Here is a 22,518-nt window from a genome sequence, read left to right on the forward strand (position 1 = left end):
AGGCAGCGGGGGCCTTTGCGTGCGGCACCGGTTCACCCCGTCAATTCCTCGGGGGCAGCCAGCGCCGTGGCAGTGTCCGCCGGCGAGCGCTGGCGCCGGCTCATCAGGATGAAGGGTGCGGCCAGCAGTTGCACGGCCGCGCTGACGGCAAGGGAGGCCGGGTAGCCGTAAAGGTCCGCGGCCCGTCCCAGCAATGGCTGTACCACCACTCCACCGCTGGAACCCATGAGGGAGTCGAAGCTGAGCACCGTTGCCCGCTGCTTGGAGGGGATCATGTCATTCAGGTACGCCTGGCGGACCGGGACGCCTGCCGAACCCACCATCCCCCACACCATGAGCAGCACCAGGGCCAGCCAGAACGTGGTGGTAAACAGGAGCGCCACAAGGATCAGTGCGCTGGCCACGTTGCTGACGATCAGCACCGTGGTCCGCCGGTGGACCAGTTTCCTGACCCGCGGCGCCATCCATCCGCCCACCACGTCGGCCCCGGCCACGATGGCGGCGGCAAGGCCGGCCACTGCGTAGGCACGGGGATCCCCGAAGAGCTGCAGGAGGTAGGGCTGCAGGGCGTAGAAGACGTAAATGCCCACGCCCTGCGTGAACGGGGCGGCCAGCATGATGTACCGGACGGGCGGATGCCGGAGCCCGCCGTCCACGGAGGCCTTGAGGACGGCGCGGGTGGCGGCGAGCGGGCGGGCCGAACGCTCGGGGGTGAATCCGACGTCGTGCATGAGCAGGAAGGCGACAACGAACATGGCCATCAACACTGCCACCCGCAGCAGGAAGGGAACGCCCAGGTTGGTGGCCTGCGCGATGACGCCGCCGGCAACGGATCCCGCCAGCATGGCGATGCCGGACACCATCTGGCCCCTGCCCAGCACGGTTTCGAGGGTGCCGTCGTAGCCGGAGTACTGCAGGGCATCCACCAGCCAGGCTTCCACCGCGCCGGAGAAGAAGGTGAATCCAAGGCCGAGCAGCACGGAGACCGCGGCCCACCACCAGAAGGGCGCCGAGTACTGCCACAGCAGGTAATAGAGGAAGGTGGAGCCGGCGAGGGTCACGGTTCCCAGGAGGAACGAAGCGCGGCGGCCCCAGCTGTCCGCCACCACCCCGGTGGGGACCTCGAACAGCACCATTCCCGCGGTGAAGAAGGCGTTGGCGGCGAAGGCTTCCAGGTTGCTCAGGCCGGCGTCGAGCAGGAACAGCGTGTTGATCCCCCAGATGAAGGACGCTGCAAGGGTGTTGCCGAGCGTCAGCACCAGGTAGACGTTCTGGATCTTGCGGGCGGCCGGATTCATCAGGGCCCGGTTCAGGTGGGGCTGAAGCCGGGCGGCACGGGGTCGTGGCGCAGGTAGCTGCGGCTGAAACGGCCCGTACCGGCTGTGAGGGCGCGGAGTTCGACGGCGTAGCGCAGCAGTTCCTGGTCCGGCACCTCGGCGCTGATGTCCGTGAGTCCCCCGCCCGACGACGTCGTGCCGGTCAGCCGGCCCCGGCGGCCCGAGAGGTCGCTCATGACGGGTCCCACGTGCTCGTCCGCAACGGTGATGCTGACTGCTGAGACCGGCTCAAGGAGCTGGATCCGTCCGGCAGCAGCCGCCTCCCGCAGGGCCAGGGCGCCGGCAGCCTGGAAGGCGGCGTCGGACGAATCGACGCTGTGGGCCTTGCCGCCCACCAGCCGCACGCGGACGTCCACCACGGGGAACCCGGCGGATACTCCTTTCTCCATCTGTGTACGGACCCCCTTCTCCACGGAAGGGATGAACGTCCCCGGGATGACCCCGCCCACCGTCTTGTCCACGAATTCGAAGCCGCCGCCCCGGTCCAGCGGCTCCACTTCGATGTCGCACACGGCGTACTGCCCGTGCCCCCCGGATTGTTTGACGTGGCGTCCGTGCCCGGTGGCCGGGCCCGCGAAGGTTTCCCGCAGCGGTGTCACCACGTCCACGGCGTGCAGCTTCACGCCCTGCTCACGGAGCCTGTCCATCACGACGTCGGCATGCGCCTCCCCCATGCACCACAGGACCAGCTGGTGCGTTTCAGAGTTCCGTTCCACGCGCATGGTTGGGTCGCCGGCGGCGATTTTCCCCAGGCTCCGGGCCAGGACCTCCTCGTCGCTGCGGGAATCAGCTTCCACGGCCACGGGAAGGAGCGGCTCGGGCATCTCCCACGTGGCGAGCATGAGCGGATCCTCCCGGGACGAGATGGTGTCACCGGTTTCGGCGCTTCCCAGCTTGGCCAGGGCGCACAGGTCCCCCGCCACGCAGTAGGGCACAGGCCGCAGGGTGGCTCCCAACGGCGAGTACAGGTGCGTGACGCGTTCGTCGGTGTCGTGGTCCTGGTGCCCCCGGTCCGCCAGGCCGTGCCCGCCAACGTGCACCGGCGAGTCCTCGCGCAGGGTTCCCGAGAACACGCGGACCAGGCAGATCCGGCCCAGGAAGGGATCGTTGGAGGTTCTCACCACTTCCGCGGCCAACGGCCCCGACGGGTCGCAGCCCAGGGACCGGCCGTGCCGGCCCTCCAGGTCCGTCGCCTCCGGAACGCCCGCCTCCGTGGGCGGTGGGAACGCGCGCACCAGCATGTCCAGCAGTTCTGATGTTCCCAGGCCGGTGACCGCGGACGTGGGGATGACCGGATGGAACGAACCACGGGCTACGGCGGTCTCCAGATCTTCGATCAGGACGCCGGTATCGATTTCCTCACCGGACAGATAACGCTCCATCAGGGTTTCGTCTTCGCTTTCGGCGATGATCCCCTCGATGAGCTCTCCGCGGGCCCCGGCCGCAGCCGCCGCGTCGTTGGCTGCGGCGTCCCGGGTGGCAGGGCTTTCCCCCGGGGTGTAATCCGTGACCGTTCCGGACAGCAGTCCCAGCAATCCGGTGCGTCCGCCGCCGGAGCCGACCGGGACGTAGAGCGGGAGGACGCCGTCGCCGAACGCCTTCCGGCACTCCGCGAGGACGCCGTCGTAATCCGCCCTCGGGTGGTCCAGCCGGGTGATCACCACTGCGCGCGGGAGCCGCCGGTGCGCGCACTCCGCCCACAACGCGGTGGTGGTGGCATCAATTCCGTCGACGGCGGAAACAACAAAAAGGGCGGCGTCCGCTGCGCGGAGGCCGGCCCGCATTTCCCCGATGAAGTCGGGATAACCGGGTGTGTCCAGCAGGTTAACCTTGGTTTCGTCCAGCATGAGGGGCACCAGGGAAAGAGTGACGGACCGTTGCTGGTGGATCGCAGCGGGATCGGAATCGCCTACAGTGGTCCCCTCAGCTATGGATCCTTTGCGGGTGATCATTCCGTTGGCAGCCAGAAGTGCTTCAATCAGCAGGGTCTTGCCGGCTCCGGAGTGTCCGATCAGCGCGATGTTCCGGATGCTGGCCGGTTCCAGTGCCGCGATGCGGGCGGCAGAATCGGCCCGGCGTGGTTCGGCCCCATTCCGGCCACTTGCAGCCCTGGCCGTGTCTTTGGCACTCTTCACCGACATGGGAACCTCCTGGCATCTTTGCCGTGCAACCCGTCCTAGCGTGTCCTCAAATTCGACACCCTGGGAGGCGTTAGGGCAAGGGCCAGGACGGCGCTGCGGCCAGGGACGCCGTCCGCTTTCCCTCGCGTGCCGGAGGGACTAGGACCTGGCCTTGCGCGTGGCGGCGTCGTTGGCTTTCTGCACTGCCTGGACAAGCTGATTCTTGTCCATCCTGGAGCGGCCCTTGACGTCCAGTTTCCGGGCCAGTTCGTAGAGATGTTCCTTCGAGGCATTGGCGTCCACGCCTCCCGCCGTGGGCGTGGATGAACCGGGGCCCTTCTCTTCCGCCCGCTTGTCCGACGGCCCCTTTTTGTCCTTGGCTTCCCAGTGGTCGCCCACCTTCTCGTAGCTGTGCTTCAGGGATGCGTAGGCGGTCCGCGCTGCCCGGCGTTCGTCGTCGTAGGACTCGATGGCGGAGTCGTACGTCTTGGCGAAGGTGTCCTGGGCCTTTTGGTCGGAACGCTGCAGGGTCGAGGGAAGTTCGTCCTTGCGGGCATGGTCGTTCTTGCCGGTCTTGGGCATGGCAGCCATCCTCCATTCATCAGCAGGCTGATCATTCGGATGGCACCAGCTTAACCCTGGAACGGCGGCGCGGGGAATGACGAAACGGACGGGTACCGGCATCCCGGGCATGAGTGGAGCCCCCTGTCGGATTCGAACCGACGACCCCCGCTTTACAAGAGCGGTGCTCTGGCCAACTGAGCTAAGGAGGCGTGCCCATACGGGCGGCGCCTGACGGCGCCAGATAAGCGTAGCCCAAGTGCTGCCGGTGGTAAAAACGGCAGGCTCGCGGGTTGGGGACCTTGGCCCACGGCCGGGAAGGAAGCCGGACTCCGGCCCTTAACGCAGTCAGCCCGCTCCCGGAAGTTCCGGAAACGGGCCGCCTGGAGGCTAAAGGGGTCTTAGCCCTTCGCTGCAATGGCCGCCTGGATCTCGGCGTTGAGGTCGGAGCTGCCGTCCCACTGCTTGCCATCCACGAAGATGGTGGGCGTACCGGTAATACCGATGTTGGATGCGAGCTGGGTGGAGTACTTGACGTACGGGCGGAACGTTTTATCGTCAACGCAGCTGTTGATGTCTGCACCGATATCGCCGGCCAATGACTTGAGCTTGTCATCGGAGAGGCCGGCGCTGCCTTCAGCGGGCTGGTTGGCGAAGAGTGTGTCGACATATTCGGCGTACTTCTCCGGCGCCTTGTCTGCTACACACGCTGCCGCGTTGGCTGCGCGGGACGAGTAGTTGGTGCTTGACTGGCGGTCAAGGAAGCCCAGCGGCCGGTATTCCAGGCTGATCTTTCCTTCGTTGCGCAGGCCGGTGAGGGCCTCGTTGTAGGTGCTCTCGAACCGCTTGCAGACCGGGCAGATGAAGTCGATGTACGCCACAACCTTCACGGGCTGGCCGGCCTCGGCTTCCGCGCCCGGGGCAACAACGGGGTTCGGCTGCGTGTCCGGCTTGGCCGGCACCTTGGCCATGTCCACCGTCGCGGAGTCCGTTGATTTCACACCGGTGTTGGCGACCAGCGTCACGCCGCCGTTGGCGTTACCGTTCGCGGGGACGGGTCCCTGGTCCGCGATGGGGGTGTTCTGCTTGATGCTGGTGGTGACCACCAGCCCCACGACCACCAGGATGGCGACGACAGCCGCCACAATGCCCCAGCCGATCAGAAGCTTGTTGCGCTTGTCCTTCTTCAGCTGGGCCTCACGGATCTGGCGCGCTTTTTCCCGCGCCTCCGCGGTTCGCTCAGCTTTCGACTTACGTACTTCGTTTCCGGGGCTCATGTGTTCCTTGGGTCGGTCGACGTGGAGGGACCACTTCGTGGCACTTCCACCATTTTAGGGGAGAAACCTGAGAGCTTGCTTCTTCAACTATCCACCCGGGTTGACCAACGGACGAATAGCACGGATGATTCCGCACGGCTAGGGTGGCTTAGAGGCACAAGCAACCCCAGGGGGCCGCAATGCAAACACCCGTCCAGGAAAAACCCGCCACAGCAAAGCCGTCAGGAAAGGCCGCATCCGGCCACGGCCAGGCCACGAAGTACGACTTCATGGTGGTCTCCAACAGGCTGCCGGTCGACCGGGTCGCCCCCGGCGACAGCGGGGACGACGGGTCCGGCTGGCGCCGCTCCCCGGGCGGCCTGGTGACCGCACTTGCTCCGATGATGACCAAGACCGACGGCGCCTGGGTGGGCTGGCACGGCGCTCCCGACGAGACGGTAAAGCCGTTCAGCCACGGCGGCATGGACCTGGTTCCGGTCCAGCTCAGCACAGACGACGTCGAGCTGTACTACGAAGGCTTCTCGAACGCGACGCTGTGGCCGCTGTACCACGACGTCATCGCACCGCCCGAGTTCCACCGCACCTGGTGGGATTCCTACCGCAAGGTCAACCAAAGGTTCGCGGACGCCGTCGTGCACCATGCGGACCACGGCGCCACCGTCTGGGTCCAGGACTACCAGTTGCAGCTTGTTCCGCGCATGCTCCGCCAGGCACGGCCGGACCTCCGCATCGGGTTCTTCAACCACATCCCGTTTCCCCCGCCGGAGATCTTCGCCCAGCTGCCCTGGCGGCACGCCATCATCGACGGACTGCTTGGCGCCGACCTGGTGGGCTTCCAGCGGGTCAGCGACGCCGGCAACTTCATGCGCTCGGCCCGGCGCTTCCTTGGCGCCAGCGTCAAGCAGCAACAGGTGCACGTCAAGGGCCACGACGGCCAGATCACCCATATCGCCCGTGCGCAGGCGTTTCCCATCTCCATCGACGTTAAGCAGATCACCGAACTTGCGGCCAGGCCGGACATCATCGAGCGGGCCCGGCAGATCCGCCAGGACCTGGGGCAACCCGAAAACCATCCTCCTGGGCGTGGACCGGCTGGATTACACCAAGGGCATCCGGCACCGGCTGAAGGCCTTCGAGGAACTCCTGGCGGACGGCCGGCTGTCCGTGGGAGATGCGACGCTGATCCAGGTGGCCTCCCCCAGCCGGGAAAGGGTTGAACAGTACCGCCTGCTCCGCGAGGAAGTGGAAGGCACCGTGGGCCACATCAACGGCACCTACGACACCATCCAGAACACCGCCGTCCGCTACCTGCACCACAGCTACCCGGTGGAGGAAATGGTGGCCCTATACCTGGCGGCAGACGTCATGCTGGTCACGGCCCTCAGGGACGGCATGAACCTGGTGGCCAAGGAGTACGTCACCGCGCGCAACAATAACGACGGCGCCCTGGTCCTCAGCGAATTCGCCGGCGCGGCTGACCAGCTCAAGCAGGCCCTGCTGATCAACCCGCACGACATCGCCGGCCTGAAGAACACCATCATGAATGCCGTTGAGATGGCTCCGCGCGAGGCCGGGCGCCGCATGCGGTCCATGCGCAAGCAGATCCTGGAACACGACGTGGATCTTTGGTCCGCCGACTTCCTGCGGGCGCTGAACGAGAAGGTGGTCCGCGATGACTCCTGAACCAGGTATGGCAGCGCCGCTCGCCCTGACACCGGAACTGAGGGAAGCCGTCCGGACCATCGCCAGCACTGACCAGTTGCTGGTGGCGATGGACTTCGATGGCACCATGGCACCGATCGTTCCGCATGCGGACGATGCCCGGCCGCTCCCTCGCGCGGCCGCCGCCTTTGCCGGGCTGGCGGCGCTTCCACGCACGACGACGGCGCTCATCTCAGGACGCGCCCTCGCCTCGCTGCGCGGCGTGGCCTCGCCGCCGGCCGAGTCGCTGCTCATCGGCAGCCACGGCGCGGAAGCCTGGCTGGGCCCGGGGTCGGCAGGGCTCGAGCTGGACGAAGACCAGCGGACGCTGCTGGCCGAGGTCAGGGGCGTCCTCGCCGAGATCGCCGGGGAAGCCCCTGGAACAATGCTCGAGGACAAGCCGGCAGGCGTGGTGCTGCACACCCGGCAGGCTGCGGACGATGTCGCCGAGGACGCCGTCGCCGCCGCGCGCTCACTGCTGGAAGACCGCAAGGGCGTGTTTCTGAAGAACGGCAAGCGGGTTCTGGAAACCTCCGTGGTGCACGCCTCCAAGGGCGAGGCAGTCGCGTTCCTTCGCCAGGCAGCGGGAGCTACCGCCGTGCTGTTCGCGGGGGATGACACCACCGACGAAGATGCTTTCGCCCGCCTTGTGCCGGGGGATATCGGGGTCAAGGTAGGCCTGGACTTCACCCAGGCGCAGTACCGGGTGGAAGCTCCGGTCCACGTGGCAGAGCTGCTTGAAGCGCTGCTTGCGGCGCGGAGCTCTGCCGTGGGCGGACGGGACGGGACGCCTGCCGGCTAAACGGCCCCGCAACGCCCCCGGTGTGACGTTCGTAACATTTGCGATAAAAAGCGAAGGTTCTGCCATACTCTTTCTTGTGATGTGGCGCACAAGAACCGTGCGGCGTCACTCGATGCGCTCCGGCCCTGCCGGAACGCATATGCAACACAAAACTGAACAAACATGAACCATTCACAACGGATCGTCCGGCACGTACCTGCCGGTGAAGGGATTGATAACTGTGGCTACAGTTACTTTTGATAACGCTACGCGTCTGTACCCGGGCACAGATAAGCCCGCCGTCGATAAGCTCAACATCGACATCGCCGATGGCGAATTCCTGGTCCTCGTTGGACCCTCCGGTTGCGGTAAGTCCACCTCCCTGCGCATGCTCGCAGGCCTCGAGGACGTCAACGCAGGCCGCATCCTGATCGGTGACCGCGACGTCACCGACGTCCCCCCGAAGGACCGCGACATCGCAATGGTCTTCCAGAACTACGCCCTGTACCCGCACATGACTGTGGCGGACAACATGGGCTTCGCACTGAAGATCGCCGGCATCTCCAAGGAGGAGCGCGCAGAGCGTGTCCGCGAAGCCGCCAAGCTCCTTGACCTCGAGCAGTACCTGGACCGCAAGCCGAAGGCACTTTCCGGCGGCCAGCGCCAGCGTGTTGCCATGGGCCGCGCCATCGTGCGTAACCCGCAGGTCTTCCTCATGGATGAGCCGCTGTCCAACCTTGACGCCAAGCTCCGCGTCCAGACCCGCACGCAGATCGCCTCCCTGACCCGACGCCTGGGCGTTACCACGGTTTACGTGACCCACGACCAGGTCGAGGCCATGACCATGGGTGACCGCGTTGCAGTCCTCAAGGACGGCCTGCTGCAGCAGGTGGACACCCCGCGCAACCTGTACGACCGCCCGAAGAACGTCTTCGTTGCCGGCTTCATTGGCTCCCCCGCCATGAACCTGCTGGAACTTCCCGTGGTCGACGGCGGCGTACAGTTCGGTGGCACCGTCTACCCCGTGCCGCGCGACGTCCTCGAGGAAGCACACGGCTCCACGGTCACCGTCGGAAGCCGCCCTGAGGACCTGGAGAACGCTCCCCACGGTGAGGGCCTTAAGGTCGAGGTCGATGTCGTCGAAGAGCTCGGTGCCGACGCCTACGTCTACGGCCACACCACCCTCGACGGCAAGGACCACGACATCGTGGCACGCGTCGACGGCCGCCGTCCTCCGATGAAGGGCGAATCCATCTACGTCCGTCCGCAGTCGGGCCACGTGCACCTGTTCGACACCAAGACCGGCCTGCGCCTGGGCGACTAGTCCCCACCGGCGCCGTGGGCCCACCACCGGCGCCCTAACTAACAGACGGCGGCCCGCACCACTTCGCAATGGTGCGGGCCGCCGTCGGCCGTTAACCGTCCCGCGGAAGAATTAGCCGGGCACGCCCTTGTACGGAAGAATTGAGTCCATGACCGAGGAACACAGCGCCCAGTGGCACGACGAACCCACCGACTACGGGCAGATCGGAAAACTACCGCGGTTCACCGCCGCCAGCGCCGATGACAACAAGGCCGCCTCGGTCTCAAGCTCGCTGAACATTACCGCGGCGGCCGCCGATCCCGAACTGCTGGACCTGCCGTGGCACATCGCACTGGAGGACTGGCCGGCAGAGAACCTTGCCGCCCTCCCCCGCGGCATTTCCCGCCACATCGTGCGCTTTGCACACCTGGGCGGATCGGTGATTGCCATCAAGGAAACCTCCGAGCACGTTGCGCGCCACGAGTACCACATGCTGCGGAAGCTGGCCCGGCTGGATGTGCCCTGCGTTGAGCCCGTTGCGGTCATCACTGGCCGGACCACCCTGGACGGTCGTCCGCTTAACCCTGTGCTGGTCACCCGGCACCTGAAGTTTTCGATGCCGTACCGTGCACTGTTCTCACAGATGCTGCGCAAGGACACGCTGACGCGCCTCATTGATGCCCAGGCGCTGCTGCTGGTCAGGCTGCACCTCATCGGCTTCTACTGGGGCGACGTTTCACTGTCCAACACCCTGTTCCGGCGCGACGCGGGAGCCTTTGCCGCTTACCTGGTCGACGCCGAGACCGGCGAACTGTACCCGGACCTGTCCCTCGGGCAGCGGGAATACGATCTCGAAATTGCCCGGGTCAACATCGCCGGCGAACTCATGGACCTGCTGGACGGCGGCCTGATCGAGGAGAAGGTGGACCCCGTGGCCACCAGCGAACTGATCATGGACAGTTACCGGCGGTTGTGGGCAGAGCTGACCGAAAAGGAATCCTTCGAACTCGGGGAACGCTGGCGGGTGGGCGCGCGCATCCGCAGGCTCAACGAACTCGGCTTCGACGTCGAAGAATATGCCATCAAGACCACGCAGAACGGTTCCACCATCCAGCTGCAGCCCAAGGTGGTGGACGCGGGGCACCATCAGCGCAGGCTCCTGCGGCTGACCGGCCTGGATGCCCAGGAAAACCAGGCCCGCCGCCTCCTGAACGACATGGATTCGTTCCGGGCGGACAACAACCCGGAGATGGATGAGGAGTACAGCGCACACCTCTGGGTGAGCCAGATCTTCGAACCGATCGTCCGGTCCATCCCGCGCGACCTGTCCGGGAAGCTGGAACCGGCAGAAGCCGTGCATGAAGTACTGGAGCACCGCTGGTACATGTCAGAGAAGCAGGAACGCCATATCCCCCTGGCCGAGGCCGTCCAGTCGTACATCGACTCGATCCTCCGGCACCGCCGTGACGAGGCAGCCATCATGCTGAACCCGGACACCGAGCTCCTGAAGATCCTTGAGGTGGAAACCGAAGAATCCCGTTACGGCAGCGACGAGACCGCTGACGAGTACCCGGATTCGGACGACTAGCCCCTAGATTGCCTTCCCGGGGTTCAGGATCCCGGCCGGGTCGAAGAGGTCCTTGATCCGGCGCTGAAGCTCCCGGACAGGTTCCGGCTGTTCCTGGCCGAGCCACCGCAGTTTGTACTGGCCCACCCCGTGCTCGCCGGTGATGGTGCCACCCATGGAAAGTGCCACGGTGATGGAGTCATCCAGGGCGCGCTGGAGCCGTTCCATGGCCGCCGGGTCAACGCCGGTACCTTGGCGGTCGATCCAGAAGGTGGGGTGGAGGTTGCCGTCCCCGGCGTGGGCCACCACCTTCAGCTTGACATGATGTTCGGCTGCCATGGCCTCCAGCGCGGCAACATAATCGACCAGGCGCGAGCGGGGTACGGCCACGTCCTCGCCCACCCGGTACTCATCATCAACTTCGGCGCCCCGGCTGTGCCGGCGCAGCTCCACCAGCCGCTCCGCCTCGGCGCTGGCTTCCGTCGTGACGGTGGCTCCGCCGGCACGGAGCAAGCCGCGCACCACCTCCGCTTCCGCGGCGGCACCAAAGCCATCAGTCTGCACCAGGAGGAGCGAGCGTCCCCTGGCAGTAAGGTCGGAGCCGTGCAGCTCGTCCAGCTGCGCCAGCGTCCCGCCGTCAAGCAGTTCCATGATGGCCGGCTGGACCCTGGCCCTGCCCACCGCCAGGACGCCCGCAGCGGCTGCGCGGAAGCCGGGGTAGAACGCGGCGATGGTATGAACGTCGCGGGGAAGGTATTTCAACCGTACGGTGATGCCTACAACGATGCCCAGGGTGCCTTCGGAACCGACGAACAGCCCGGTGAGGTCATAGCCCGCAACACCCTTGAAGGTCTGGTGGCCCGTGTGGATCAGGGATCCGTCAGCGAGCACCACGTCCAGGGCGAGGACCGAGTCCCTGGTGACCCCGTACTTGGCGCAGCGCAGGCCACCCGCATTGGTGGCTACATTGCCGCCTATGGTTGAGCTGCGGAAACTGGCGGGATCGGGGGCGTACATGAGTCCGTGCACGGCGACGGCGTCATTTAGGTCTGCGTTCACCACCCCGGGTTCCACGACGGCCGTCTCATCGTCGGGATTGACGGACAGGATGCGGTCCATGCGTTCGAGGGAGAGGACAACGCTGTTCCGGGTGGCATGGGCACCTCCGGAGACTCCGGTCCCGGCACCACGCGGCACCACCGTAATGCCGGCAGCGGCACAGGCTCGCATCACCGACTGTACTTCGGCCACAGACTCGGGGAACACCACCGCCAGCGGCAGTTGGAAGTCGGTAACCGGTGCCTGGTCCACTGCGTACCGGTGGAGATCCGCGTCGGCCGTGACAACTTGCCCGGCTCCGACGCTTTCCGTCAGTGCGTCCAGTACGTTTACCATCAAACCTCCAGCTGTCGCCGCCTATTGCTTCTCCAGTCTAGGGGCGCTGCAACACGCGGTTATTCCGCCCCCATGAAGCGGGCAAAGCGCGCGAGGATGCGGGGCCAGTCAGAGGCGTACTGGGCACGGGCGCCGGCAGGACCCTCGGCGCCCTCCCACCCGTCGTGGAGAACGCGTACCTCGGTGCCCGCATCAACCGGCTGGAACACCACGCGGAGTTCCGTGGACCAGAGTGCCGTCGTACCCGGGTGCCACGTGGCGTGGAAGGAGAACGGGGGCTGCCAGTCGTCGAGAGTCCCCCAGATGCTCGTCCGGCCGTCATCCGCCGTTTCAAGGATCAGGTTCTCTTCGAACTCCACATAGGAGCCGGCGCCGTAGATACCGTGCTCCTCAAGTGGCCACCACAGGTGCGTGTGGTCGGTAAAGCCGGCGAAGGCATGGGCCACGCCACCGGGAACCACAACCGAACTGACCACTGCATCGAGTACCTCAGAAGCGGTTACCCGGCTGTTCCCGGACGGTTTCTGGCTGTGGCTGAAGAGGCTGCTCATGCTGATCAACTTTACGCTGAACAGCGGCCCGCTTCCCCAACGGCCGTTCCCCTCCGCCTGTGACGTTCGCTCAGGTGTGGGGGTTCCCCGGGCCTGGTTGCTGTATCAGGTGGGGTTCCCCACGCCGGTGGGTGCCGCCGCGGGTGAGCGCGGGTTCGGGTGGGACCCGCCATAAGTGAGCGGGCGTCCGGGTGGGAACCGCCATGAGTGAGCGGGGATCCGGGGCTGCGGGTTTGTGGTGGTGGTTAAAGTGGTAGGGCCCTGACAGTTGTGTCAGGGCCCTACTCAAATGATGTCCGGCGGTGTCCTACTCTCCCACACCCTCCCGGGTGCAGTACCATCGGCGCTGTGGGTCTTAGCTTCCGGGTTCGGAATGGGACCGGGCGTTTCCCCCACGCTATGACCGCCGTAACCCTTCTACCCGTCACCAACCCCTTTCAGGGGGTGGTGTGGGAAATCTGGTGGTTACAACATGTGGTGTTGTATTCAGTTGTTGTGGTTCCGGCCAGCAACGTGTTGGGTTGTTGGTTGGGAACCACATAGTGGACGCAAGCACAGTTATGTATTTTCTGTGTGGTGTAAGTTGTTGGCCTATTAGTACCGGTCAGCTTCACGAGTCGTTAGTCCTCGCTTCCACATCCGGCCTATCAACCCAGTGGTCTGGCTGGGGGCCTCTCACACAATAAAGTGTATGGAAATCTCATCTCGAAGCGAGCTTCCCGCTTAGATGCTTTCAGCGGTTATCCCATCCGAACGTAGCTAATCAGCGGTGCACTTGGCAGTACAACTGACACACCAGAGGTTCGTCCGTCCCGGTCCTCTCGTACTAAGGACAGCCCTTCTCAAATTTCCTGCGCGCGCAGCGGATAGGGACCGAACTGTCTCACGACGTTCTAAACCCAGCTCGCGTACCGCTTTAATGGGCGAACAGCCCAACCCTTGGGACCTACTCCAGCCCCAGGATGCGACGAGCCGACATCGAGGTGCCAAACCATGCCGTCGATATGGACTCTTGGGCAAGATCAGCCTGTTATCCCCGAGGTACCTTTTATCCGTTGAGCGACGGCCATTCCACAATGTACCGCCGGATCACTAGTCCCGACTTTCGTCCCTGCTCGAGATGTCTCTCTCACAGTCAAGCTCCCTTGTGCACTTACACTCGACACCTGATTGCCAACCAGGCTGAGGGAACCTTTGGGCGCCTCCGTTACTTTTTAGGAGGCAACCGCCCCAGTTAAACTACCCATCAGGCACTGTCCCTGACCCGGATTACGGGCCGAAGTTAGATGTCCAAAGTGACCAGAGTGGTATTTCAACGATGACTCCACCCGAACTGGCGTCCGGGCTTCAACGTCTCCCACCTATCCTACACAAGCCACTCCGAACACCAATACCAAACTATAGTAAAGGTCTCGGGGTCTTTCCGTCCTGCTGCGCGTAACGAGCATCTTTACTCGTACTGCAATTTCGCCGAGTTTATGGTTGAGACAGCGGGGAAGTCGTTACTCCATTCGTGCAGGTCGGAACTTACCCGACAAGGAATTTCGCTACCTTAGGATGGTTATAGTTACCACCGCCGTTTACTGGGGCTTAAATTCTCAGCTTCGCCCTTACAGGCTAACCGGTCCTCTTAACCTTCCAGCACCGGGCAGGAGTCAGTCCGTATACATCGTCTTGCGACTTCGCACGGACCTGTGTTTTTAGTAAACAGTCGCTTCCCCCTGGTCTCTGCGGCCCCGATCCCCTCCGGACAGCAAGTGTCCATCAAGGTTGGGGCCCCCCTTCTCCCGAAGTTACGGGGGCATTTTGCCGAGTTCCTTAACCATAATTCTCTCGATCGCCTTAGTATTCTCTACCTGATCACCTGTGTCGGTTTGGGGTACGGGCGGCTAAAACCTCGCGTCGATGCTTTTCTCGGCAGCATAGGATCACCAAATCCCCCCAAACGGGGGTCCCATCAGATCTCAGGCATCATGAGTGGCGGATTTGCCTACCACTCGCCCTACATCCTTAGACCGGGACAACCATCGCCCGGCTCGGCTACCTTCCTGCGTCACACCTGTTAATACGCTTGCCTCCCAGGATCAGGTCCTGCGCTCCACCAAAACCCTCACACCACAAGGGTGATCGGGCAGGTCTCGGGCAGTTAGTATCCCCTGTTCAACATGGGCGGTTTTTCGCCGGTACGGGAATATCAACCCGTTGTCCATCGACTACGCCTGTCGGCCTCGCCTTAGGTCCCGACTTACCCAGGGCAGATTAGCTTGACCCTGGAACCCTTGATCATTCGGCGGACGGGTTTCTCACCCGTCTTTCGCTACTCATGCCTGCATTCTCACTCGTGTAGGCTCCACCGCTGGTTTCCACCGCGACTTCACTGCCCACACGACGCTCCCCTACCCATCCAAACGCCTGAACCACAAGGGCTTAGCTAATATTTGAATGCCACAACTTCGGCGGTGTACTTGAGCCCCGCTACATTGTCGGCGCGGAATCACTTGACCAGTGAGCTATTACGCACTCTTTTAAGGATGGCTGCTTCTAAGCCAACCTCCTGGTTGTCTTCGCAACTCCACATCCTTTCCCACTTAGCACACGCTTAGGGGCCTTAGTTGGTGGTCTGGGCTGTTTCCCTCTCGACTATGAAGCTTATCCCCCACAGTCTCACTGCTACGCTCTCACTTACCGGCATTCGGAGTTTGGCTGACGTCAGTAACCTTGTAGGGCCCATTAGCCATCCAGTAGCTCTACCTCCGATAAGAAACACGCAACGCTGCACCTAAATGCATTTCGGGGAGAACCAGCTATCACGAAGTTTGATTGGCCTTTCACCCCTACCCACAGCTCATCCCCTCCATTTTCAACTGAAGTGGGTTCGGTCCTCCACGACGTCTTACCGTCGCTTCAACCTGGCCATGGGTAGATCACTTCGCTTCGGGTCTAGATCACGCCACTCAAACGCCCTATTCAGACTCGCTTTCGCTACGGCTGCCCCACACGGGTTAACCTCGCGACGTAACACTAACTCGCAGGCTCATTCTTCAAAAGGCACGCCGTCACAACTACAAGGTTGCTCCGACGGATTGTAAGCACACGGTTTCAGGTACTGTTTCACTCCCCTCCCGGGGTACTTTTCACCTTTCCCTCACGGTACTGGTCCGCTATCGGTCATTAGGGAGTATTTAGGCTTATCAGGTGGTCCTGACAGATTCGCACGGGATTTCTCGGGCCCCGTACTACTTGGGATACATCAACAAGGCGGTGCAACGCATTACAGTTACGGGACTAACACCCTCTCTGGCCGGCCTTTCAAGACCGTTCACCTATACGCACACCCACACCCCGTCAGCCCGGCAGAACTGACACGTAATGTCCCACAACCCCGACCATGCAACGCCCGCCGGCTATCACACATGGAACGGTTTAGCCTGATCCGCGTTCGCTCGCCACTACTAACGGAATCACTATTGTTTTCTCTTCCTGCGGGTACTGAGATGTTTCACTTCCCCGCGTTCCCTCCACGCACCCTATGTGTTCAGATGCGGGTCACCAGGTAACTCGCGCTCCTGGCGGGGTTTCCCCATTCGGACACCCTGGGATCACAGTCCGGTTATCGACTCCCCCAGGCTTATCGCAGATTCCTACGTCCTTCTTCGGCTCCTAATGCCAAGGCATCCACCGTGTGCTCTTAAAAACTTGACCACAAAGATCAAAAACATTTTCGAGAGAACCACAGAAACCGACCCGCACACCCAAAGGCGCACGAACCAGATCCAGGTTCATATTCTTGGAAATTGCTTCTTATACAAGATGCTCGCGTCCACTATGTAGTTCTCAAACAACAACCCCACACCACACACCACACACACTCAGCGCATGATCGGTGCAGCAGGGAAACCAGAAACAAACAAACCCGGACAAGACCCCCGAAAGGGCCTCCCCGGTCCTGTTGCCTCAGGACCCAACAGTGTGCCAAACACTAAACCACCCACCCCCTCACCCACCGTTCCAGAACCACCACCAGGTGGGGTTCGTACTAGACAAGGCAAAGAAACACGCGGCCGCTATTTGTTGATATTCCACCCTTGAGCACCCGCCACGAAACATTCGTCCGTGCAACGGGCATTCTCCTGACAACCCCCACCACCGGACATACATCCAGGACAGAAAGCTGTAGGTGCTCCTTAGAAAGGAGGTGATCCAGCCGCACCTTCCGGTACGGCTACCTTGTTACGACTTAGTCCCAATCGCCAGTCCCACCTTCGACGGCTCCCCCCCCACAAGGGGTTAGGCCACCGGCTTCGGGTGTTACCAACTTTCGTGACTTGACGGGCGGTGTGTACAAGGCCCGGGAACGTATTCACCGCAGCGTTGCTGATCTGCGATTACTAGCGACTCCGACTTCATGGGGTCGAGTTGCAGACCCCAATCCGAACTGAGACCGGCTTTTTGGGATTAGCTCCACCTCACAGTATCGCAACCCTTTGTACCGGCCATTGTAGCATGCGTGAAGCCCAAGACATAAGGGGCATGATGATTTGACGTCGTCCCCACCTTCCTCCGAGTTGACCCCGGCAGTCTCCTATGAGTCCCCACCATCACGTGCTGGCAACATAGAACGAGGGTTGCGCTCGTTGCGGGACTTAACCCAACATCTCACGACACGAGCTGACGACAACCATGCACCACCTGTAAACCGACCACAAGTGGGGCACCTGTTTCCAGGCGTTTCCGGTTCATGTCAAGCCTTGGTAAGGTTCTTCGCGTTGCATCGAATTAATCCGCATGCTCCGCCGCTTGTGCGGGCCCCCGTCAATTCCTTTGAGTTTTAGCCTTGCGGCCGTACTCCCCAGGCGGGGCACTTAATGCGTTAGCTACGGCGCGGAAAACGTGGAATGTCCCCCACACCTAGTGCCCAACGTTTACGGCATGGACTACCAGGGTATCTAATCCTGTTCGCTCCCCATGCTTTCGCTCCTCAGCGTCAGTTAATGCCCAGAGACCTGCCTTCGCCATCGGTGTTCCTCCTGATATCTGCGCATTTCACCGCTACACCAGGAATTCCAGTCTCCCCTACATCACTCTAGTCTGCCCGTACCCACCGCAGATCCGGAGTTGAGCCCCGGACTTTCACGGCAGACGCGACAAACCGCCTACGAGCTCTTTACGCCCAATAATTCCGGATAACGCTTGCGCCCTACGTATTACCGCGGCTGCTGGCACGTAGTTAGCCGGCGCTTCTTCTGCAGGTACCGTCACTTACGCTTCTTCCCTACTGAAAGAGGTTTACAACCCGAAGGCCGTCATCCCTCACGCGGCGTCGCTGCATCAGGCTTCCGCCCATTGTGCAATATTCCCCACTGCTGCCTCCCGTAGGAGTCTGGGCCGTGTCTCAGTCCCAGTGTGGCCGGTCACCCTCTCAGGCCGGCTACCCGTCGTCGCCTTGGTAGGCCATTACCCCACCAACAAGCTGATAGGCCGCGAGTCCATCCAAAACCGCAAAAGCTTTCCACCAACCACCATGCGATGATCAGTCATATCCGGTATTAGACCCAGTTTCCCAGGCTTATCCCAGAGTCAAGGGCAGGTTACTCACGTGTTACTCACCCGTTCGCCACTAATCCCCCCACAAGTGAGGTTCATCGTTCGACTTGCATGTGTTAAGCACGCCGCCAGCGTTCATCCTGAGCCAGGATCAAACTCTCCGTTGAAGAAAAACAGACACACCCACCAACCCCGGAAATAACGGGACAAAATGGATGCACAAAATTTGAAACCAGCCAAAAACACCATGCCAACCACGGGGTGGCGGCACAGCAAATTCAACCAATTCAACACAATAAATTGGTATCAACAAACTTGGCACACTATTGAGTTCTCAAACAACAGACACACCCGGCACCACCCAAACATTCCATTCAGGATCGCTCCGGAGCAACTTTCCAAACTTACCCGGCTGCTTCGTTCTTGTCAAACCGGCGTTCCCCGACCTTCATCGCCGTAAGGCTTGGTGGTCGGTTTTCCGTCTGACTCCGTGGAGCAGCGCGGAAATAAACTCTACCACCCCTTTACCGGGAAGGCCAACCCGGCTTCCTTGGGGTCCCCTTCACGCAGCCTGCAGACGACAAAAGGCCCGGAATCACAGGGATTCCGGGCCTCCTGCCCTGCGCCGAACAGTAGTGGGCTGTTCAACCATGACTCTTACTTAGCGGCAGGCGCTTCCGGAGTAAAGAAGGATGCACCCAACGGAGGAAGGGTAACGGTCAGCGTTGCCGGCTGCCCGTCCTGTCCTTCATCCGTAGCCTTCAGGTCTCCGGTATTCAGTACGCCAGAGCCTCCGTACTTGGTGTGGTCCGTATTGAGCACTTCGGCCCAGGCACCTGCTTGGGGAACGCCCAGGGTGTAGCCGGCGTGGGGCGCTCCGGAGAAGTTGATGGCACACACTACCGGGTTGCCGTCCGCATCACGGCGGATGAAGGAGAGGACGTTCCTGTCAGCGTCGCCGCCGTTGATCCACTGGAACCCGGCCGGTTCGTTGTCGCGGGCGTACAGGGATGGAGTGGACGTGTAGAGCTCGTTCAGGTCCTTGGTCAGCAGTTGGATCCCCTTGTGGGCGGGGATCTCCGCGAGCCACCAGTCCAGCCCGTGCTGCTCTGACCACTCCGCTTCCTGGCCAAACTCGGTCCCCATGAAGATGAGCTGTTTTCCGGGGTGTGCCCACTGGTACGCGAGGAAAGCGCGGAGGTTCGCCAGCTGCTGCCAACGGTCCCCCGGCATTTTGCGAAGCATCGAGCCCTTGCCGTGCACGACTTCGTCGTGGCTGATGGGCAGGAGGAAGTTTTCCGTGAAGGCATAAACCAGCGAGAAGGTCAGGCCGCCGTGGTGCCATTTTCGGTTGACCGGGTCCTCGGACGCGTACTTCAGGGAATCGTGCATCCAGCCCATGTTCCATTTCAGGCCGAATCCCAGTCCGCCGTGGCTGGTGGGAGCGGTCACGCCGGGGAACGCCGTGGACTCCTCGGCAATCATGACAGCACCGGGGTGGCTCTTATAGACGGTGGCATTGACTTCCTGGAGGAAGGAGATCGCTTCGAGGTTCTCCCGGCCGCCGAACCGGTTGGGGCGCCACTGCCCCTCTTCGCGGGAGTAGTCCAGATACAGCATGGACGCTACGGCATCCACCCGCAGCCCGTCGATGTGGAACTCGTCCAGCCAGTACAGTGCGTTCGCCACCAGGAAGTTGCGCACCTCGGTACGGCCGAAGTCGAAGATCAGCGTTCCCCAGTCGGGGTGTTCGCCCAGGGTGGGGTCGGCGTGCTCGTACAGGGGCTGGCCGTCGAACTGTGCCAGCGCCCAGGAATCCTTGGGGAAGTGGGCAGGGACCCAGTCCAGCAGGACACCGATGCCCGCCTGGTGCAGGGTGTCCACCAGGTAGCGGAACTCGTCGGGGTGGCCGAACCGGGATGTCGGGGCAAAGTAGGAGGTGACCTGGTAGCCCCAGGAACCACCGAACGGGTGCTCGGCAACCGGCATGAACTCCACGTGCGTGAAGCCCAGCCACTTGACGTAGTCCACGAGTTCCTTGGCCAGCTCGCGGTATCCAAGCCCCAGGCGCCAGGAGCCGAGGTGGACCTCGTAGACGCTCATGGCAGAGTTGTGCGGATCGCGCTCGGCGCGGGCCTGCATCCACTCGTCGTCCTTGAAGGCGTAGGACGGCTCCACCACGCGGGATGCCGTGAGCGGCGGGACCTCGGTTCCGAAAGCCATCGGGTCCGCTTTTTCCACCCAGTAGCCAGCCTTGGTGCGGATTTCGAACTTGTAGCACGCCCCTGCTACAACCCCGGGGATGAAGAGTTCCCAAACACCGGAGGAGCCCAGTGAGCGGAGCGAATGTTCGCGGCCGTCCCAGCCGTTGAAATCGCCCTTTACGCGGACGGCCTGGGCGTTGGGGGCCCACACGGCGAAGGAAACACCGTCCACATCCCCCAGCGAAGACTTGTAGTGCTGGACGTGTGCGCCCAGGACCTGCCAGAGCTTTTCGTGGCGGCCTTCCCCGATGAGGTGGAGGTCGACCTCGCCGACTGTCGGCAGGTACCGGTAGGGCTCGTCCACCGTGACGGGGTCAGCCCCGGGGTACGTGACGGACAGGCGATAGTCCGGGACGTGCCCGTGCTCGCTCGGCTCAAGTACAGCCACCCAGGCCCCATGGGCCTCGTGCTGCATCGGCACTTCACCTGCAGCGGTGATGACGCTGACGGCTTCCGCCAGGTGCTTGACCGTGCGGACGGTGACGTGACCGTAGTCATCCAGGTGCGCCCCCAGTACGGAGTGCGGCGCGTGGTGTTCACCGTTGGCAATCTTGCCCAGGGTGCCGTCGTCCACCGGGAGCGGAGCCCCCGGCCGTCCTGTTCGTGCTGTGCCTGTCATTTCGTTACCTTCCGATGCTGCGCCGGCGGTGTCGCCGGCGCCGTTACCGCCCAGGAGCCGTCTGGAGGCGCTTACTGGAATCGCCAGCCAATCGGGCCTGTTACGCATTTCATAAACAACTTCGTACAGCGCCTTGTCCAGCCACAATGCCACAAACAGCGGCGAGGTCCGGTCCACCGTGCCGGGGGTGACGTGCGCGTAGCCTGCGAGGAACGCATCGGCGCAGTCGTCAACCCAGGACGCGGGCACTTGGGCGCCTTCCTGCTCGCGCTGGGCGGCTCCGGCCGCGTAGTCGAAGGAGCGCAGCATGCCGGCGACGTCCCGCAGGGGCACATCGGGGCCGTTCCGCTCATCGATGGGGCGCAGCGGTTCGCCCTCAAAATCGAGGATGGCCCAGCGGGGCTCCGATTCAGTGGCGGCCAGCGGTTCCGTTCGGCCTGCTGCAGGGGGCACCTGCAGGATCTGGCCGAGGTGCAGGTCACCATGGATCCGCTGCAGCGGACCCGCGCTGGCGCCGTCGAGCCCGTCAAGAAGGGCTCCGAGGGCTTCGTCATAGGGGCCGACGGCGGGACCGGCCTCGGCCCAGGCCGCGCGGATACGCCGGGCTACTCCTGCCGCGACGTCCTGGCCGGACCCGGCAGCTTCTGAACGGCCGAGCGTTTCGGCGAGCCGGCGGTGGACGGTGGCCGTGGCCGCGCCGAGTGCCCGCGCCTCGGCGGTGAAGTCCCTGCCAGCCCGTGCTGCATCAACGGCGAGCCGCCAGGCATCCAGTCCCCCGGCAAGGAATTCGTGCGCCACAGCAAGCTCACCCTGCACCGGGCGGGTGCCCCTCGCCGTCCCGCCTGCTTTGGTGCCGTCTTCCAGCCATTCTCCCCGGACCCAGCCCAGCGTGGCGGGGACCTCCGAGGTGCCGGCGGCGGTGAGGGCCGCGCCCACTTCGACTTCGGGGTTGGTTCCGGCGGACAGTGTCCGGAAGAACTTCACGATGGCCGCGGACTCGCCGTCGTCAACAATCACCGAGGTGTTGGACTGTTCGCCGGACAGTACCTTGACCACTCCGTGGGCGGTGGGGAGCCGGTAGTTTCCGGATGCCTTGAAGCCCGCGGCCACGCCGGTGCGTGCCGTGGCTTCGTGCCGGATGAGTTCCAGCCAGCCGCCGATGAAGTCGGGGTCGTGGAGGGCGTCGTAAACCCAGGTCCTGGACGGGTCCGTCCCGGCCGCCTGTCCCACCAACGCCCGTTCCATGCCGGCCGCCGGTGCCGCCCGGAAGCTCAACGGAACCTGCACCACCAAGGTGCGGCCGCCGCCGTCGGACGGGCCGGTGGTGATGTTCAGCAGAAATACCGCAAGCCCCGCGTGCCCCGACGGGTCCTCGATTCCCAGGCTGCCTGCCTGGGACATCTCGAAGTCGGGGCTATTGACGGGGAACCATCGCTGCTTCGGAAGCCATTCCTTGAGGAGCGCGGTCAGGGCGGGAGTAAGTATTGGCTGGTTCATA

10 protein-coding genes, 1 tRNA gene, 3 rRNA genes and 1 pseudogene are annotated in these 22,518 nt (G+C 63.2%); 4 read left to right on the top strand and 11 right to left on the bottom strand.

Annotated elements, in window-relative coordinates; all coding sequences use genetic code 11:
• Nucleotides 1-32 precede the first annotated feature (32 nt).
• The 5 genes from OVA06_RS14245 to OVA06_RS14265 all read right to left on the bottom strand — a co-directional run bounded on the left by OVA06_RS14245 (nucleotide 33) and on the right by OVA06_RS14265 (nucleotide 5,295).
• A complete protein-coding gene (locus tag OVA06_RS14245; protein ID WP_268159182.1) occupies nucleotides 33-1,298 on the bottom strand; it encodes an MFS transporter in 1,266 nt (421 codons plus the stop codon).
• An 11-nt stretch (nucleotides 1,299-1,309) separates the two neighbouring features.
• A complete protein-coding gene (locus OVA06_RS14250; RefSeq protein ID WP_268159184.1) occupies nucleotides 1,310-3,478 on the bottom strand; it encodes an elongation factor G-like protein EF-G2 in 2,169 nt (722 codons plus the stop codon).
• A 138-nt stretch (nucleotides 3,479-3,616) separates the two neighbouring features.
• On the bottom strand, nucleotides 3,617-4,039 hold the full coding sequence (locus tag OVA06_RS14255; RefSeq protein WP_056078601.1) for a ChaB family protein: 423 nt from the start codon (nucleotides 4,037-4,039) through the stop codon (nucleotides 3,617-3,619).
• Between the two features lie 114 nt (nucleotides 4,040-4,153).
• Nucleotides 4,154-4,230: transfer RNA gene (locus tag OVA06_RS14260), tRNA-Thr, on the bottom strand.
• Between the two features lie 189 nt (nucleotides 4,231-4,419).
• Nucleotides 4,420-5,295 (bottom strand): DsbA family protein, encoded by an 876-nt coding sequence (locus OVA06_RS14265; RefSeq protein WP_056078567.1) that lies wholly within the window; start codon nucleotides 5,293-5,295, stop codon nucleotides 4,420-4,422.
• A gap of 179 nt (nucleotides 5,296-5,474) precedes the next feature.
• On the opposite strand from OVA06_RS14265, the pseudogene OVA06_RS14270 reads away from it, so the two are divergent.
• The 4 genes and pseudogenes from OVA06_RS14270 to OVA06_RS14285 all read left to right on the top strand — a co-directional run bounded on the left by OVA06_RS14270 (nucleotide 5,475) and on the right by OVA06_RS14285 (nucleotide 10,668).
• Nucleotides 5,475-6,978 (top strand): annotated as a pseudogene (locus OVA06_RS14270) (alpha,alpha-trehalose-phosphate synthase (UDP-forming)).
• Nucleotides 6,968-7,798: a trehalose-phosphatase gene (gene otsB / locus OVA06_RS14275; protein ID WP_056078574.1), complete on the top strand. Its 831-nt coding sequence runs from the start codon at nucleotides 6,968-6,970 to the stop codon at nucleotides 7,796-7,798. Before OVA06_RS14270 ends, otsB begins: the two are co-directional and overlap by 11 nt.
• 220 nt (nucleotides 7,799-8,018) lie before the next feature.
• Nucleotides 8,019-9,101: an ABC transporter ATP-binding protein gene (locus tag OVA06_RS14280; protein WP_056078576.1), complete on the top strand. Its 1,083-nt coding sequence runs from the start codon at nucleotides 8,019-8,021 to the stop codon at nucleotides 9,099-9,101.
• Between the two features lie 148 nt (nucleotides 9,102-9,249).
• Nucleotides 9,250-10,668, top strand: coding sequence for a DUF4032 domain-containing protein (locus OVA06_RS14285; RefSeq protein WP_056078580.1), 1,419 nt, complete (start codon nucleotides 9,250-9,252; stop codon nucleotides 10,666-10,668).
• A gap of 3 nt (nucleotides 10,669-10,671) precedes the next feature.
• Here the strand turns inward: OVA06_RS14285 and OVA06_RS14290 are convergent, their stop codons facing one another.
• The 6 genes from OVA06_RS14290 to OVA06_RS14315 form a co-directional block, all read right to left on the bottom strand.
• The gene (locus tag OVA06_RS14290; protein ID WP_268159188.1) at nucleotides 10,672-12,042 is read right to left on the bottom strand and encodes an FAD-binding oxidoreductase; all 1,371 of its coding nucleotides are present in this window, start codon (nucleotides 12,040-12,042) and stop codon (nucleotides 10,672-10,674) included.
• Between the two features lie 59 nt (nucleotides 12,043-12,101).
• Nucleotides 12,102-12,593, bottom strand: coding sequence for a hypothetical protein (locus tag OVA06_RS14295; protein WP_268159189.1), 492 nt, complete (start codon nucleotides 12,591-12,593; stop codon nucleotides 12,102-12,104).
• 294 nt (nucleotides 12,594-12,887) lie between these two features.
• Nucleotides 12,888-13,004 (bottom strand): 5S ribosomal RNA (rrf, locus tag OVA06_RS14300).
• Nucleotides 13,005-13,166: 162 nt separating this feature from the next.
• Nucleotides 13,167-16,295: ribosomal RNA gene (locus tag OVA06_RS14305) — 23S ribosomal RNA — on the bottom strand.
• A gap of 486 nt (nucleotides 16,296-16,781) precedes the next feature.
• Nucleotides 16,782-18,304: ribosomal RNA gene (locus OVA06_RS14310) — 16S ribosomal RNA — on the bottom strand.
• Together the 16S, 23S and 5S rRNA genes form the textbook arrangement of a ribosomal RNA operon.
• A 490-nt stretch (nucleotides 18,305-18,794) precedes the next feature.
• The gene (locus OVA06_RS14315; protein WP_268159191.1) at nucleotides 18,795-22,517 is read right to left on the bottom strand and encodes a 1,4-alpha-glucan branching enzyme; all 3,723 of its coding nucleotides are present in this window, start codon (nucleotides 22,515-22,517) and stop codon (nucleotides 18,795-18,797) included.
• Nucleotide 22,518 lies beyond the last annotated feature (1 nt).

It is taken from the genome of Pseudarthrobacter sp. SL88 (assembly GCF_026672455.1).
Taxonomy (GTDB): Bacteria; Actinomycetota; Actinomycetes; order Actinomycetales; family Micrococcaceae; genus Arthrobacter.

Excerpts from the sequence above, each read along its gene's own strand:
- otsB (WP_056078574.1), top strand. The coding sequence starts at position 6,968 with ATGACTCCTGAACCAGGTATGGCAGCGCCGCTCGCCCTGACACCGGAA.
- OVA06_RS14255 (WP_056078601.1), bottom strand. The coding sequence starts at position 4,039 with ATGCCCAAGACCGGCAAGAACGACCATGCCCGCAAGGACGAACTTCCC.
- OVA06_RS14245 (WP_268159182.1), bottom strand. The coding sequence starts at position 1,298 with ATGAATCCGGCCGCCCGCAAGATCCAGAACGTCTACCTGGTGCTGACG.
- OVA06_RS14265 (WP_056078567.1), bottom strand. The coding sequence starts at position 5,295 with ATGAGCCCCGGAAACGAAGTACGTAAGTCGAAAGCTGAGCGAACCGCG.
- OVA06_RS14250 (WP_268159184.1), bottom strand. The coding sequence starts at position 3,478 with ATGTCGGTGAAGAGTGCCAAAGACACGGCCAGGGCTGCAAGTGGCCGG.
- OVA06_RS14285 (WP_056078580.1), top strand. The coding sequence starts at position 9,250 with ATGACCGAGGAACACAGCGCCCAGTGGCACGACGAACCCACCGACTAC.
- OVA06_RS14315 (WP_268159191.1), bottom strand. The coding sequence starts at position 22,517 with ATGAACCAGCCAATACTTACTCCCGCCCTGACCGCGCTCCTCAAGGAA.
- OVA06_RS14290 (WP_268159188.1), bottom strand. The coding sequence starts at position 12,042 with ATGGTAAACGTACTGGACGCACTGACGGAAAGCGTCGGAGCCGGGCAA.
- OVA06_RS14295 (WP_268159189.1), bottom strand. The coding sequence starts at position 12,593 with ATGAGCAGCCTCTTCAGCCACAGCCAGAAACCGTCCGGGAACAGCCGG.